A 14,850-nucleotide genomic window follows, 5' to 3' on the forward strand; every position below is an offset into this window, starting at 1 on the left:
GGCCGTGAAACCCTCTGCGATCCTGCCTGCGGCCGGCGGTGCGCGCTTGATCTGTATCAACCCGTCCGACAGTGGAGCGGGCCAGCTGACGTGTGGTCAGTCGCGAGGGGCCATTGATGAATTATTGATCATGATCAAGTCCAGGCCCTTGCTCCCGGCGCAGCCTGAAAGCCTTGCCGGGCTCAGCGCGGGCTCAAGGTTGGAGGATCGTCATGGCCACCATGAAAGCGGCAATTTTCGTTGAAAAGAACCGGATCGTGCTCGATGAAAAGCCGATCCCCGAAGTGGGGCCACTGGATGCCCTGGTGCGTATCACCACGACGACGATCTGCGGCACCGATGTGCACATCCTGCGGGGCGAGTACCCGGTGGCCAAGGGCCTGACCATCGGTCATGAACCGGTGGGAATCATCGAGCGGCTGGGCTCGCAGGTGCGCGGTTTTGTCGAGGGGCAGCGAGTGATTGCCGGGGCCATCACGCCCAGCGGGCAAAGTTATGCCTGCTTGTGCGGTTGCGCTTCCCAGGACGGCCCGGACACCCGCCATGGCTTTCGCGCCATCGGCGGCTGGAAGTTCGGCAACAGCATCGATGGCTGCCAGGCCGAGTACGTGCTGGTGCCGGATGCCCTGGCCAATCTGTGCCCGATCCCCGACGGCCTCAGCGACGAACAGGTGCTGATGTGCCCCGATATCATGTCCACCGGGTTTTCCGGGGCAGAGCGTGGCGAGGTCAGTATCGGCGATACCGTCGCGGTATTCGCCCTGGGGCCGATCGGCCTCTGCGCGGTAGCCGGTGCGCGGCTCAAGGGTGCCAGCCAGATCATCGGCGTGGATGCCGTGGCCGAGCGCATGACGGTCGCCAAACGCCTGGGAGCCACCCATGTGGTCAACTTCAAGGACGGTAACGTGGTCGAGCAGATCATGGCGCTGACCGATGGCCGTGGCGTCGACGTGGCCATTGAAGCGCTGGGTACCCAGGGCACCTTCGAGTCCGCCTTGCGCGTCTTGCGGCCAGGCGGGCGGTTGTCCAGCCTCGGTGTCTATTCCAGCGACCTGCACATTCCCCTCGACGCCTTCGCCGCCGGGCTGGGCGACTACAGCATCGTCAGTACCCTGTGCCCCGGCGGCAAAGAACGCATGCGCCGCTTGATGGCGGTGGTGCAAAGCGGCGGGGTCGATCTGTCGCCCCTGGTGACCCACCGTTTCAAACTCGACGATATCGAAGCCGCCTATGAGTTGTTCGCTCACCAGCGGGACGGGGTCATGAAGGTGGCGATTACCCCGTGATGCCCGGCCGGGCGACGCGGGTGCTTGAGCGGAGGCGATCGATGATCATCGACATCACAGCGAAACCGACAGGCCATGGCTGGCTCGTGCACATGGATGCCCTGACGGTGGGCTTCTGCAGCCTGGAAGCCGCGACGGCTTTCGTCGGTCAACTCCGGGCGCGCATCGATGCGCCGCATCCCTGGCCGACCAGCCCTGGCCAGACGAAGGCCCCCCCTCGGACAGCCGGCGACCGATCCGCTCCGGCTACCAGGAAGGGGGCTTGCCCTGGCCTGCTGAAGTGACCCTCGTGGCCAGGGCGGCAAGGTTCATCCACAGGGAGGCTCTATGAGCGCGACCCTTGGCCTGGAAGGCGCGGCGGCTGCGCTGGGAATCGGCTTGCTCATCGGTCTGGAGCGCGAACGGCACAAGGGGCGAGGAGACAGCCGTGCCTGTGCGGGGTTGCGCACGTTCGCCATTACCGCGCTGCTGGGGTATGTGGCGATGCAGGTCGGTGGTGCCCTGTTGCTGGGGATCATGGAGATCTGCGTGGCCTTGCTGATCACCGTGGCGTATTGGCGAAGCCTGGGCAGCGACCCGGGCGTGACCAGCGAAGTGGCGTTGCTCACGGTGCTGGCGCTGGGGGCTATGTGCGGCACGGCGCCGGAATTGGCGATTGCCATTGGCGTGGTGATGGCGGGGCTGCTGACGTATCGACAAAAGTTGCATCACTTCGCCCGCAGTCAATTGAGCGAAGCGGAAATGCGCGACGGGCTGGTACTGCTGATCGCCGCACTGGTCGTGCTGCCGCTGGCGATGTGGGCCGGCATCTGGCTGTACTGAAACCTGTCGCTTCGGGTAGCTGACAAAGATCAAGTCACCCGGCCCTGGAACGCTCAATCTGCAATTCCATTCCGTGTTCTGAGATGGCCGCGTGCCGAGGTGCCTTATGTCGCAGACCCAGCGTTTACTGCTCATTGCCCCTCCCTCCATGAACCGCACACCGGCATTCGACCGCGCTGCGGCGCTGGCCCGGGCGATGCAGTTACCCTTGCATATCGTGGCGTTCGATTATTTGCAGGCGCTGGCGGTGGCCGGCCTGTTCGCACCCGAACAGATCGCCCAGGCCCGGGACGGGTATCTGCAAAGCCATCGGCAATGGCTTGACGAGCAGGCTCGCTCGATGAGCGAACAGGGGATCGAGGTCACTCGCGAAGTGCTCTGGGTGCAGCATCCGTTCGAAGAAATCCTGCACTTCGTCAATGAGATGCCCTTGGCCCTGATCGTCAAGGATGCCGAAGAAGAGCCTGCCTTGAAGCGCGTGTTCTTCACTCCCCTGGATTGGCAGTTGCTACGGGACTGTCCGGTACCGGTGCACCTGGTGACCAATGCCCTCAACCCACGGCCACGCAACGTACTGGCCATCGTCGATGTGCTGCGCAGCGATGAGCAGGACAGGGTGTTCAACGACCAGATTATCGACGCCGCGATAAAGCTGGCCGGGCAGTGTGCCGCGGCACTCGAGCTGGTGCATGTGTATGACTGGGCCACGGTATATGCCCAGGACATGGGGGTTGGCGTGCTGCCGCTGAGCGTCGGGATCTACGAAGTGTTGGGCGAGGCGCAATTCGAGGCATTCGCGGCGCTGGCCGAACGCCATGGCGTGCCTCCAGAGCGTCGCCATTTCATCGAGGGTACGCCGCTGTCGTGTATCTGTGACTTTGCGACTGCCCACCGGACTGACGTCATTGTCATGGGAACCGTGCAGCACAAGGGGCTGAAAAAACTCTTGGGCAGCACCGCCGAGCAGCTTTTGCACCGGGCTCCGTGCAGCGTACTGGCGATAAAACCGGACAAGACGCTCTGATTGAGGATTGAATCGCCCGTGGCGGCCCGCTGGCCGGTACGCCACGGGGCGCTGGTTTACAGGTGGAGGCGATGGATGACCTGGCGGCTGTCGTCGGGATCGTGACTCCGTTCGAAACCCAGGGTCTTGGCCAGGTCACGCATGGGCGCATTGCTGGCGGCGTCGACCGAATACATCTGGCGAAAGCCGTTCTTGCGGGCAGCCTTGATCAGATGCTCCATCAATAAGGTTCCCAGGCCCAGGTGCGTCCATTCGTCGGCGACGGTTACCGCGCATTCGCATTCGTGCTCGCCCGTGGCGGCGTAGCGGCTGATACCGATCTCGATCAGTTGTCCGTTTTCGTGAGCGAGCGCGACGTACGCCATGTGCTGCTTGCCGTCGGTGTGCATCAACTGATCGAGCAAGGCGCCACTGGGGTCGCTGATCTGGGCGAGAAAACGCATGTGCCTGGATTCGGGAGACAGGCGCCTGATAAAGGCGTACTCCCGCTCGCGGTCCTTTTCCGCCAGTGGACGGATCAGCACATGATGGCCGTCCTTCAGCGTTTCGATCCAGTGTTCTCCGGGGACCGCGGCGTAGACGGCGGCGGCCCGTTCGTTGTGGTTTTTGACAGTGAGCATGATGGGGTTCTCCATACGGCCGAAAGGGGCCGCGCGGCAGGGCACACGCGGTTCGCTTCGTTTTACCCCGCTGATGACGGTCGGATCTGATCTGGATCAGACACCGGCGACAGGCGTCGCTCATCGAGTGGGATCTGATGTACATCAAGGCACTTGCCGGCGGACAAGGCGCACTCTAGGTCTATGCCGGCCTGTTCGACCGGTGCCTGAGCGAGGTGTGTGATGGGGCATTACCAACGTTTGCTGCTGATCGCCGATCCAACCCTGCATCAGTCGCCAGCCTCGCTACGGGCTGTCGCGCTGGCCAGGGCCAGCGGGGCTGTGCTGCATGTACGCGGCTTCGCCGAGCCGGCGCCGGTGGTGCATCTGTGGGAAGAGAGAGTCGACGAGGCGGGCTATCAGCGTTATCTGCGTCGCCATCGCCGATGGGTGGCCGAAGAGACCCAGCGGCTCGGCGACCTGGGGCTGGAAGCGACGGTCGACGTGTTGTTCACCACCCATCCGCTGCTGGACATCCTGAAGACGGTCGAGGAGCTCGGTCCGGACCTGCTGATCAAGGACGTCAGCCTGGAGCCGCTGCTCAAGCGGGTGTTCATCAAGCCCCTGGATTGCCATCTGCTGCGTGAGTGCCCGATCCCCGTGCATCTGGTCAATCAGGCCCGTTACGGATTGCCGCACAGGGTCGTGGCGGCGGTGGACCCATTCGATCCACCGACCCAGATCAGCGGCCTGAACGACACCATCATCCAGACGGCCAACGCCCTGGCCTTGCAATGCGATGCGCCACTGCACCTGCTGTACGCCTATGACCTGTCGCCGGCCTTCAATGGTGATGCACCGCTGGTCAGCGGTGGCTGGGGCATGGACGTCGTCGAGGAGCTGCGTGAGTCGTTGCATCTGGCGTTTGTCAGCCTGGCGGAGCGTTATGCCATCGCGCCGGAACGCCGGCACTTTGTCCCGGGCCCGCCGGTGCCCGCGATCAGCGATTTCATCGAGCAGTACCTGGCCGATGTGGTGGTGATGGGGACTGTGCACCGGATGGGGATCGACCGCTTGATCGGCAGCACGACCGAGCGGGCGCTGTACTCGGTGCCGGGCAGTATTCTGGCGGTCAGGTGAACGGTTCGGGCGTCACGGCGTGAGCACGATCGCCCCGTTGAACTGACCGGCCCGCAGGCGCTCCAGTGCCTGATTGGCATCGTCCAGGGCGAAGCAGGTGACGTCGCAGTGGACGGGGGTGTGCTGCAGTTCTGCGAAAAACGCGCTGCCGTCTTCACGGGTCAGGTTGGCTACCGAGCGCACGCTGCGTTCGCCCCAGAGCAGTCGGTAAGGGAATGCCGGGATGTCGCTCATGTGGATGCCGGCGCAAATCACGCAGCCGCCCTTGACCGTGACCGCCAGCGCCGCCGGCACCAGCGGGCCGACGGGGGCGAAGATCAGGCTGGCATCGAGCGGGTGCGGCGGCGCCTGATCCGAGGGACCGGCCCAACTGGCCCCCAGCGACCGGGCATAGTCCTGGCCCGCGCGGTCATCGGGTCGGGTGAAGGCATACACCTGCTGCCCCCGGCCCAACGCCACCTGAATCGCCAGGTGCGCCGCCGCGCCGAAACCGTAGAGGCCCAGGTGGCGCGCGTTCCCGGCCATCCGCAGCGCCCGAAAACCGATCAGCCCGGCACACAGCAACGGCGCGGCCTGGGTGGTCGGGAGCGCTTCGGGAATCTGCAGGCAGAAACGGGCGTCGGCGACCGTGTAGTCGGCGTAGCCGCCGTCCAGGTGACAGCCGGTAAATTGCGCCTGGTCGCACAGGTTTTCCCGGCCGGTGCGGCAGAACTCGCATTCGCCGCATGTCCAGCCGAGCCATGGAACGCCCACCCGCTGGCCGATCCAGCCGGGCGCGACGTCTGCACCCACCGCGGTCACCTGGCCAACGATTTCATGGCCCGGCACCCGTGGCAGCAGCGCCTGGGGCAACTCGCCATCGACCAGGTGCAGGTCGGTGCGGCAGACGCCGCAGGCCAGGACTTTGATCAGCAGTTGCCGGGGGCCGGGTGTCGGGACCGGGCGTTGTTCCTGTCGCAGCGGCTCGCCGGGTGTATGCAGGACCATGGCGCGCATGACGATTCTCCGGACGTGCAGGGTCAGCGCAGGGCCGAGCGGTGGCAACCTGCGACCAATTGCTTGAGCCCCTCCAGGTTCAGGACCTTGACTTCCCGCCCGGAAATTTCCACCAGCCCCTGGTCCCGCAGGTGCGCGATGCCCCGGCAAATGGTTTCCAGCCTCAGCCCCAGGTAGGAGCCGATCTCCTCGCGGCGCATCTTCAGGATGAAGTCCCTGGACGAGTAGCCACGCAGGCTCAGGCGTTGCGACAGGTTCAGCAGGAAGGCCGCCAGGCGTTCGTCGGAGTTCATGTTGCCCATCAGCATCAACATGCTGTGATCGCGCACGATTTCTCGGCTCAGGAGTTTGTTCAGGCTGTGTTGCAAGGATGGCAAGTCCTGGGCGAGTTTCTCCAGTTGAGCAAAGTGGATGGGACAGACTTCGCTGTCCTCAAGGGCGAACGCACTGCAGGCGTGTTCGTCGGCACTGATGGCATCCAGACCAAGCATCTCGCCCGATATCTGAAAGCCGGTGACCTGTTCTCGACCGTCGATTGAAACCATGCTGGTCTTGAACGAGCCTATGCGGACCGCATACAGCGAGCGCAAGGGATCGCCTGTACGGTAGAGGGCCGCGCCTTTTTTAACCTTGAAGCGTTGCACGATCAGAGTATCCAGACGCTCGATCTCCGGCCCGCTCAGGCCAAGCGGCAGGCACAACTCCAGGACACTGCAGTTGGCGCATGCAGCCTTGAGATAGTGGTTGGGGGACACTCGGGTGTCGGGCATGCCAGTAAGCCCTCTATTGGTGGGTGAAGCATAGTTCCTGTGCCTTGCCAGGGCGGGCCGCTCGGCTGCTGGCGAAAAGCAGGCGACGAATGGGAAAAACACCTGCCCCCTCATCGAGCTCAGGCAGGACGCGCCAGGGGCGGGTCCTCAGGTTTATCTGCGCAGGGGCGCTTTTCGGCGCTTCGCGCGGGGATCTGACATAGATCAGAACCCTGGAGGCGCGCAGGGAGGAGTCTGGGTCGACACTGATGCCGATCCCGCGAGGGCGCAGCGGCTGCCTTCATCAACGGGCACCTGGCATCGAAGCCCACCTGTCTGGAGGTCGATCATGAGCCAGTACCAACGGTTGTTGCTGATCATCAACCCGGCTCAACGCCATTCCCATGCCATAGATCACGCCGCGGCCCTGGCCCGGGCCAGCGGCGCGAGCCTGCATATCGCGGCCTTGATGAGGTCGCTGGATATTCTGTGGTTGCTCGAAGAGGGCGATCGCCAACAGGCCCGGGAAAGCTACTTGCAGGACCATCGCGACTGGCTCAAGGCCCAGGTAGAAGACCTGCACGGCCAGGGGCTGGCCGTGACGATGGAGGTGGCATGGGTCGATGACATGCAGCAAGGCATCCTCGACCATGTCGTGGAAATGCAGCCCGACCTGTTGATCAAGCAGATAGAGCATGAGCCGCGGCTCAGGCGCGCGCTCTTTACCCCCCTGGATTGGCACTTGCTGCGCCATTGCCCGATACCGGTGTACCTGACTGGCGGGAATGGCAGCCTCTTGCCGCGCAAAGTCGTGGCCGCGGTCGAAGTGTCGGACACCAAGCCTGCGGACAACGAACTCAATGAGCGGATCATCCATGAGGCTTCCAGTCTCGCCTTGCAGTGCGATGCCGAGCTGCACCTGCTGTACGCCTGTGATATCTCCGCGGCCTTTCTGGAAAATATGAGCGGCGTCGGTCTGACCCTGGCGGACCTTACCCGCAAGCTGCGCGAGGATCTGGAACAATCCTTCCTCGGACTGGCCGAGCGCTTCGGCGTGCCTGCCGACTGTCGACACTTCATCAAGGGCCCACCCGTCTCGGTGCTGAGCGAGTTTGCCCACGCGCAGGATGTGGATGTGATCGTGATGGGCAGGAACCAGTCCCGCGGGCTGGCCAAGCTGGTGGGCAGCACGATCGAACATATTCTGTATCAGGCGCCTTGCAGCGTTCTGGCGGTCTAGGGGAGGCACCGGAGCAGGCTTCGGGCAGAGCAGGGGCAGAAGGGCGCGGCCCTGGCCGGGATCGGGCGCCGCGCATCGCCGATGACCCATCGGCAAGGGTACCAAGGCTCCGGCAGGAAGCCGGGCTTGCGGTAAGGCAGGCGAAGCGTTACCAGGACGAGGTGTGCGATGTCGAGAATCCAGCGTTTATTGCTCATTGCCCCAATCGAGATGACCCGCACCCCGGCGTTCGACCGGGCGTTGGCGCTGGCCAGCGCAACCGGTGCGATGTTGCACATTGTCGCTTTCGATCATGTCAACGCGCTGGCGGTGGCCGGCCTGTTCGACCACGACGCCATGAGCCAGGTCCGGGAAGGTTACCTGCAGGTGCACCGCCACTGGCTCGAACAGCAGGCGCGCTTTCAACGCTGCGAGGGCTTGCGGGTGACCACTGAAGTGGTCTGGGCCAGGTTGAGCCCGGCCCACGTGCTTGAGTACGTGAACGACTTCCACCCGGACCTGCTGATCAAGGATGTGCAACGGGTGCCGGCACTCGACCGGGTCTTCCATAGGCCTCTGGACTGGCTGCTGTTGCGGGATTGTCCCGCTTTCTTGCACCTGGTCAGCAGTGCGGAAAACCCCAAGCCGCTGAAGATCCTCGCCGCCATCGACCTGTCGCACCTGGAGGCCCTGACCCAAGGGCTCAATGCCCGGATTCTCGACCTGGCCTCGACGCTGGCAATGTCCTGCGGCGCGACCTTGCACCTGCTCAATGTCAGCAACTGGTCGGTGGTGGGCGACGCGGTGATGAGTGTGCCGACCTCGAGCCTGGACGGCAGCTTGCGCGATGCGGTCAACGATGCCCAGCAAGAGGCCTTCGATCTGCTCGCCGAACGTTATGGGGTCGAGCAGAAACACCGACATCTGTTGGCCGGCATTCCCCATCAGGTGATCGGCCATTTCGCTCGCAGGAACGTGTTCGACATGGTCGTGCTGGGCACGGCCTGCCGCCACGGCGTCGAGATGTTCGTCGGCAGTACCGCCGAGCGCCTGCTGCGCCATGCCCCCTGCAGCCTGATGCTGGTCAAACCGCCCGCCGAGACCGGCTGAAATGACCGTGGGCACAGCCACGGTTGATAAAAGTCAACGGTCGCAAGGGCGAAAGGAGCGATCAATAGCCCTCCCATGAAGGTTCAAGGAGACAGCCATGCGAATGTCATTTCTCGGCGCGGCTGGCACAGTCACCGGCAGCAAGTACCTGCTGGAGCATGAAGGCCAGCACGTGTTGATCGATTGCGGCCTGTTCCAAGGCTACAAGCAGTTGCGCCTGCATAACTGGGACCCGTTCCAGCTACCGGTTCGCGAGCTGGACGCCATTGTCCTGACCCATGCCCACCTGGATCACAGCGGCTACCTGCCGGTATTGGCGCGCAACGGTTACCGAGGCCCGGTGTATGCCACGGCCGCCACCTGTGAGCTGGTGAAAATCCTGTTGCGCGACAGTGGCCGCCTGCAGGAGGAAGAGGCCGAGTTCGCCAATCGCCATGGTTACTCGAAACACACCCCGGCGCTGCCGCTCTATACCGAGCAGGACGCGGAACGTGCCCTGAAGCTGCTGCGGCCGCTGGAGTTGCACCATCGGGTCGATATCGTCCCGGGTATGAGCATCCAGCTGCGCTGCGCCGGGCATATTCTTGGCGCGGCCACGGTGGAAGTCGTGGCCGGCGGCGTCACGCTGGTGTGCTCCGGGGACCTGGGGCGACCCAACGACCCTTTGATGTTCGCCCCGGAAACCATCGAGCACGCCGACTATTTGCTGGTGGAGTCGACCTATGGCGATCGCCGGCACCCCGTCGAGTCGCCGGAAGAGCAACTGGCACAGGTCATCAACCGTACCGCGATGCGCCGCGGCATCACCCTGGTACCGTCGTTTGCGGTCGGGCGCGCGCAATTGCTGATGTATCACCTGTACCGGCTGCTACAGCGGCGAGCGATCCCAGACCTGCCGATCTACCTCAACAGCCCCATGGCCACCGATGTCACGCGCCTGTACCAGCGTTTTCGCAGTGAGCACCGTCTCTCCCAGGAAGAGTGTGAAGGCATGTGCCATGTCGCGCATTTCGTGCGCACGACCCAGGAATCGATCAACCTGGATCTGCAACGCACGCCCGCGGTGATCATCGCCGCCAGTGGCATGGCCACCGGTGGCCGGGTGGTTCACCACCTCAAGGCGCTGGCCCCCAACCCGATCAATACGTTGCTGGTGCCGGGCTTCCAGGCCGGCGGCACCCGCGGCGCGCAGATAGTCGCGGGCGCCGAGTCGGTGCGTATCCACGGCAAGGATGTGCCAATCCGCGCCGAAGTAGTGCCGATGGAAACCTTGTCCGCGCACGCCGACGCCGATGAAATCATGCAGTGGCTGCGCGGGTTCAAGCGGCCACCGAAGCACACCTTTGTGGTGCACGGCGAACCCAACGCCTCGGACGTGCTGCGCCGGCGCATCAGCCAGGAGCTGGGATGGTCGGTCTCGGTGCCGGAGTATCGCGACAGCGTCGAGCTTTCCCTTATCGACCAGCCCCCACATCTGCCGTCCTGACAGCAAAAAGCCCCTTGCCGGTTTCCCGGCAAGGGGCAAACTGGCCCGGCTTCAAGTCGCCCCAGCCGTCCTGCCGGATTGTTTCGGCACCTTCAGATTCCGTTAAGAAACGCCACCGATACTCCTCCCGAACTTACCCAGGGAGGCATCCATCCATGCCTGATCACGACTGGCACATCGCTCTGCCTTTGCACTTCGGCCAAATCGAAGCGCCGCCGATGTGTCTTGCCAGAGCATTGCCGGACGAGCCTCAGCGTCCGCTCTTCGAAGCCTTTATCCAGCGCCGTTTCCGCAAGGCCCACGGTGCCGACATCCGTCATTTCATGCCGCTGCTGTTTGGCATGAGCAACAACGCATCGGGTGAGCTCTGTGCAGTGGCCGGCGTGCGCCTGGCAGGTCACGAGCAGCTGTTCCTGGAGCGCTATCTGGACGATCCGATCGAGCCGTTGATCAGTGCAGCCGCCGATTGCGCCGTGGACCGGGTGGACATCGTCGAAGTCGGCAACCTGGCCGCCAGCGATACGGGCAGTGCGCGGCTGAGCATCATCGCCATGACTTATTTGCTGGCCATGGGGGGCCTGGAGTGGGTGGCGTTCACCGGCAATATCGGCCTGGTGAACAGCTTTCATCGCCTGGGCCTGAAACCCGTGACCCTCTGTGCCGCCGACCCACAGCGGCTGGGTGATGAACGGCACAGCTGGGGCAGCTATTACGAGAGCAAGCCTTGGGTACACGTCGGCAACATTCGCGCCGGCTTCATTCATCTGCGCAACATCGGGATGTTCGATCGCCTCGGGTTGCCGTCGTCTTTTGCGCAGGCCAGCCATGTCGCCTGAAAAGGAACGCTTCAAGCAGGCGCTACGTGACCATGCCGAGCACCGGCCCAATGCCGTTGCCTTGTGGGGCGACCACCTGAAGCTGGACTACGCCACGCTGTACGCACAAGTGATGCAGCGCCAGCAGCGTTTGCGCGACGAAGGCGCCAAGGTGGTTGCCCTGGCCCTGGACAACGGCGTCGAAGCCATGCTCTGGGACCTGGCCGTGTTGTTCGAAGGCTTGACTTGCGTACTATTGCCGCCGTTCTTCAGCCCGGCCCAACGGACCCATTGCCTGGAACAGAGCCAGGCCGGGTGGGTGATTGCCGAGCCGGAGCTGGAAGCCGAGCTGAAAGCGGCCGGATACGCGCAAACCGCAACCTTCTGGCGGCGCGCTTTCAGTGGCCCGGACCGGATGTTGGAAGGCACCGCCAAACTGACCTTCACCTCGGGCACCACCGGCACCCCAAAAGGCGTGTGCCTGAGCGCCGAGAGCATGCTGCGGGTCGCTCGCGAGCTGGATCGGGCCAGCAAACCGGCGGATCCGCAGCACCACCTTGCGCTTTTGCCGCTGGCGATCCTGTTGGAAAATCTCGGCTGCTATGCCGCCTTGCACGCCGGCGCGACCCTGAGCCTGCCCAGCCAGAAAACCCTGGGCATCCAGGGCGCCAGTGGCGTCGATGTACCGCGCCTGCTCGGTTGCCTGGCCAACCGTGCGCCGCAGAGCCTGATCCTGGTGCCGCAGCTGTTGCAGATGCTGGTCGGCGCCGCCGAGCACAAAGCCTTCAATCCCGCCGCGCTGCGTTTCGCCGCGGTGGGTGGGGCACGGGTTTGTGCTGCGCTGTTGCAGCGTGCGCAACGCCTCGGCCTGCCGGTCTATGAAGGCTATGGCCTGTCCGAATGCGCATCGGTGGTCTGCCTTAACCGCCCGGAGGCGAACCGCCCCGGCAGTGTCGGCCAGCCATTGCCCCATGTGCAGGTTCGCCTGGCCGAAGACGGCGAAGTGCTGATCAAGGGTTCGATCTTGCTCGGGTACCTGGGAGAAACGCCGCACGCCGATGAATGGTGGCCCAGCGGCGATCTCGGCGAGTTCGATCCCGATGGCTTTCTTTACCTCAAGGGGCGTAAGAAGCATCAGTTCGTCACCAGTTTCGGCCGCAACGTGAACCCGGAATGGGTCGAGGCCGAGTTGACCCAGCGCCGCCATATCGCCCAGGCCTTCGTCTACGGCGAAGCCATGCCGCGCAACCATGCTCTGCTCTGGCCCCATCGCCCGGACTGTAGCGACGACGAGCTGGCCGCCGCCGTGGCCGAAGCCAACGAGGCCTTGCCTGATTATGCCCAGGTTCACCACTGGTCCCGGCTGGATCAACCCTTCACCTTTGCCAATGGCCTGCTGACCGCCAATGGCCGACCGCGTCGCGACGCCATCGTCGAGCGTTACCGGGCGCAACTGACTGAACCCGTACTTTCCGAGGAATCCGCACCATGAGTTTTTTTGACCGGCTGCAAGAAGCTACCCGGCAGGAACGCAACGAGCTGTTCAACCTGCCGATCATTCTCGACGCCCTGCAGGGCCAGGTCAGCCTGGAAAGCTACCGGGCCTTCCTGGCGCAAGCCTATTACCACGTGCGTCACACCGTGCCCTTGATGATGGCCTGCGGCGCGCGCCTGCCGCTGCGCCTGGAGTGGCTGCGCAAAGCGGTGTGCGAGTACATCGAGGATGAGTATGGCCATGAGCAATGGGTGCTCGATGACATTGAAGCCTGCGGCGGCGACAGGGACGAGGTGCGCAACGGTCGTCCCTCCTTGCCAATCGAGTTGATGGTCAGCTTTCTCTACGACCTGATCGCCCGGGACAATCCGGTGGGGCTGTTCGGCATGGTCAATGTGCTCGAGGGCACCAGCATTGCCCTGGCCACCCATGCCGCTGGCAGCATTCGCCAACGGCTGGGCTTGCCGGAAAGCGCGTTCAGCTACCTCAGCTCCCATGGTTCGCTGGATATCGAGCACATGCAGACCTACCGCCGGCTGATGAATACCCTCGACGATCCGGCCGACCAGGCCGCGGTCGTTCATGCCTCCAAGGTGGTGTACAGGCTTTACACCGACATGTTCCGCGGCTTGCCCCACGGCGGGGAGAACCTGCATGCGCCTGTCTGACGCTCGCGTAGTGCTGACCGGGGCCAGCGGCGGCATCGGCCTGGCCATCGCCGGCGACCTGTGCGCCAGTGGCGCCAAGGTCCTGGCCGTAGCGCGCCGACGCGAACCCCTGGAGCCTTTGCTCGCCCGTTATCCGGACCAGTTGTACTGGGTGGCGGCGGACCTGACCTTCCTCGCCGACCGGCGCAAAGTGCTGACTGCCGCACAGGCCATGGGCGGCATCAACCTGCTGATCAATGCCGCCGGGGTCAATCACTTCGCCATGCTTGACCAGCTCGATGACAGCGACATCAATGCGATGCTGGCAGTGAACATCAGCGCTCCGGTCTGCCTGACCAAGACCTTGCTGCCGCTGCTCAAGCAAGCCGAGAGCGCGATGGTGGTGAACGTCGGCTCGACCTACGGCTCCATCGGCTACCCCGGTTACGCCGTCTATTGCGCCACCAAGTTTGCCTTGCGCGGGTTTTCCGAAGCCCTGCGCCGGGAGCTGGCGGACACCCGGGTCGGTGTTCTGTATGTCGCGCCACGGGCCACCCATACGAGCATGAACAGCCCGGCGGCCCAGGCCTTGAATGACGCGCTCAAGTCCAATGTCGACGATCCGCAGACCGTCGCCGCGGCGGTGATCCATGCCATCGCCGGTGACCGCCGTGACCTGTACCTGGGCTGGCCGGAGCGCTTTTTCATGCGCCTCAACAGCCTGCTGCCCAATCTGGTGGACCGGGGCCTGCGCAAGCAGTTGCCGCTGATCCGTCGCCTGAGCCACAAGCCCGATAACGAGCATCTCAAACCATGAAAAAACTCATCACCTGCCTGCTGCTGGGGGCCTTGAGCCAGAGCGTCTGGGCGCTGGACCCCGCCGACCAGCAACGCCTGAACGGCATTCAGCAACGCTGGGCGCACATCCAATACGAAATCCCGGAAGGCCAACGCACCGCCGCGTTCGAACAACTGGCCAGCCAGGCTTCTGCGTTCACCCGGGAGCGTCAATCGCTGGCCGAAGCCTGGATCTGGTCCGGCATCGTCACCAGCAGTTGGGCCGGCGCCCAGGGTGGTCTCGGCGCGCTGAGCAAGGCCAAGGCGGCGAAAGGCTATCTGGAGCAGGCCATGGCCCTGGACCCCAAGGCTCTGCAAGGCTCGGCCTACACGAGTCTGGCCGCACTGTACGACCGGGTGCCGGGCTGGCCCATCGGCTTCGGCGACGCGGAAAAAGCCGAGCAGTTGCTCAAGCAGGCCTTGCAGGTGAACCCCGACGGCATCGACAGTCTGTACTTCTGGGGTGATCATCTCTACCGTCAAAAACGCTACGGCGAAGCCCGCGACGCACTGCAAAAGGCCCTGCGGGCAGCCCCGAGACCCGGCCGGGAAACCGCCGACGCCGGGCGCCGCAAGGAGATCGAGGCACTGCTGGTGGACGTGAACAAGAAACTCAACTGACAGG

The 14,850-nt window shown here is 64.0% G+C and carries 15 protein-coding genes and 1 pseudogene; 13 read left to right on the forward strand and 3 right to left on the reverse strand.

Annotated elements, in window-relative coordinates; translation table 11 throughout:
- The first annotated feature begins 212 nt into the window (after positions 1-212).
- The 4 genes and pseudogenes from AC3RCP_RS15875 (at position 213) to AC3RCP_RS15890 (ending at position 3,132) form a co-directional block, all read left to right on the forward strand.
- Positions 213-1,286 carry an NAD(P)-dependent alcohol dehydrogenase gene (locus AC3RCP_RS15875; protein ID WP_009043853.1) on the forward strand — a complete coding sequence of 358 codons (1,074 nt, stop codon included), beginning with the start codon at positions 213-215 and terminating at the stop codon, positions 1,284-1,286.
- A 41-nt stretch (positions 1,287-1,327) separates the two neighbouring features.
- On the forward strand, positions 1,328-1,570 hold the full coding sequence (locus AC3RCP_RS15880; protein WP_178081065.1) for a hypothetical protein: 243 nt from the start codon (positions 1,328-1,330) through the stop codon (positions 1,568-1,570).
- 43 nt (positions 1,571-1,613) lie between these two features.
- Positions 1,614-2,081, forward strand: a pseudogene (locus tag AC3RCP_RS15885) (MgtC/SapB family protein); the annotation flags it as partial.
- Positions 2,082-2,214: 133 nt separating this feature from the next.
- On the forward strand, positions 2,215-3,132 hold the full coding sequence (locus AC3RCP_RS15890) for a universal stress protein (RefSeq protein ID WP_101337958.1): 918 nt from the start codon (positions 2,215-2,217) through the stop codon (positions 3,130-3,132).
- Between the two features lie 56 nt (positions 3,133-3,188).
- Here AC3RCP_RS15890 and AC3RCP_RS15895 read toward each other — a convergent pair whose 3' ends face one another.
- Positions 3,189-3,752 (reverse strand): GNAT family N-acetyltransferase, encoded by a 564-nt coding sequence (locus AC3RCP_RS15895; protein ID WP_101337959.1) that lies wholly within the window; start codon positions 3,750-3,752, stop codon positions 3,189-3,191.
- Positions 3,753-3,974: 222 nt separating this feature from the next.
- Here AC3RCP_RS15895 and AC3RCP_RS15900 point away from each other — a divergent pair, with 222 nt between their 5' ends.
- Positions 3,975-4,871, forward strand: coding sequence for a universal stress protein (locus AC3RCP_RS15900; protein WP_492570372.1), 897 nt, complete (start codon positions 3,975-3,977; stop codon positions 4,869-4,871).
- A gap of 12 nt (positions 4,872-4,883) precedes the next feature.
- On the opposite strand, the gene AC3RCP_RS15905 is transcribed toward AC3RCP_RS15900, so the two are convergent.
- Together AC3RCP_RS15905 and fnr are read right to left on the reverse strand one after the other, a co-directional pair.
- Positions 4,884-5,867 carry a zinc-dependent alcohol dehydrogenase family protein gene (locus AC3RCP_RS15905; protein WP_492570373.1) on the reverse strand — a complete coding sequence of 328 codons (984 nt, stop codon included), beginning with the start codon at positions 5,865-5,867 and terminating at the stop codon, positions 4,884-4,886.
- Between the two features lie 23 nt (positions 5,868-5,890).
- A complete protein-coding gene (fnr, locus tag AC3RCP_RS15910; protein ID WP_053261125.1) occupies positions 5,891-6,637 on the reverse strand; it encodes a fumarate/nitrate reduction transcriptional regulator Fnr in 747 nt (248 codons plus the stop codon).
- A 328-nt stretch (positions 6,638-6,965) separates the two neighbouring features.
- Here fnr and AC3RCP_RS15915 point away from each other — a divergent pair, with 328 nt between their 5' ends.
- From AC3RCP_RS15915 to AC3RCP_RS15950, 8 genes are all read left to right on the forward strand, one after another.
- Entirely contained in the window at positions 6,966-7,856 is an 891-nt protein-coding gene (locus tag AC3RCP_RS15915; protein WP_492570374.1) for a universal stress protein, read from the forward strand.
- Between the two features lie 168 nt (positions 7,857-8,024).
- On the forward strand, positions 8,025-8,945 hold the full coding sequence (locus AC3RCP_RS15920) for a universal stress protein (protein WP_492570375.1): 921 nt from the start codon (positions 8,025-8,027) through the stop codon (positions 8,943-8,945).
- Between the two features lie 97 nt (positions 8,946-9,042).
- Positions 9,043-10,431, forward strand: a complete 1,389-nt coding sequence (locus tag AC3RCP_RS15925; protein WP_101337964.1) for an MBL fold metallo-hydrolase RNA specificity domain-containing protein — start codon at positions 9,043-9,045, stop codon at positions 10,429-10,431.
- A 155-nt stretch (positions 10,432-10,586) separates the two neighbouring features.
- A complete protein-coding gene (locus tag AC3RCP_RS15930; protein WP_492570376.1) occupies positions 10,587-11,267 on the forward strand; it encodes a thermostable hemolysin in 681 nt (226 codons plus the stop codon).
- Positions 11,257-12,738 (forward strand): AMP-binding protein, encoded by a 1,482-nt coding sequence (locus tag AC3RCP_RS15935; protein ID WP_492570377.1) that lies wholly within the window; start codon positions 11,257-11,259, stop codon positions 12,736-12,738. The genes AC3RCP_RS15930 and AC3RCP_RS15935 overlap by 11 nt, the downstream gene beginning before the upstream one ends.
- Positions 12,735-13,409 (forward strand): iron-containing redox enzyme family protein, encoded by a 675-nt coding sequence (locus AC3RCP_RS15940; RefSeq protein WP_253364279.1) that lies wholly within the window; start codon positions 12,735-12,737, stop codon positions 13,407-13,409. The genes AC3RCP_RS15935 and AC3RCP_RS15940 overlap by 4 nt, the downstream gene beginning before the upstream one ends.
- Positions 13,396-14,205: an SDR family oxidoreductase gene (locus tag AC3RCP_RS15945; protein ID WP_457240805.1), complete on the forward strand. Its 810-nt coding sequence runs from the start codon at positions 13,396-13,398 to the stop codon at positions 14,203-14,205. Before AC3RCP_RS15940 ends, AC3RCP_RS15945 begins: the two co-directional genes overlap by 14 nt.
- Positions 14,202-14,846: a tetratricopeptide repeat protein gene (locus tag AC3RCP_RS15950; protein ID WP_123412732.1), complete on the forward strand. Its 645-nt coding sequence runs from the start codon at positions 14,202-14,204 to the stop codon at positions 14,844-14,846. The genes AC3RCP_RS15945 and AC3RCP_RS15950 overlap by 4 nt, the downstream gene beginning before the upstream one ends.
- The last annotated feature ends 4 nt before the right edge of the window (positions 14,847-14,850 follow it).

This window comes from Pseudomonas sp. GW822-FHT05A08, from assembly GCF_058800485.1.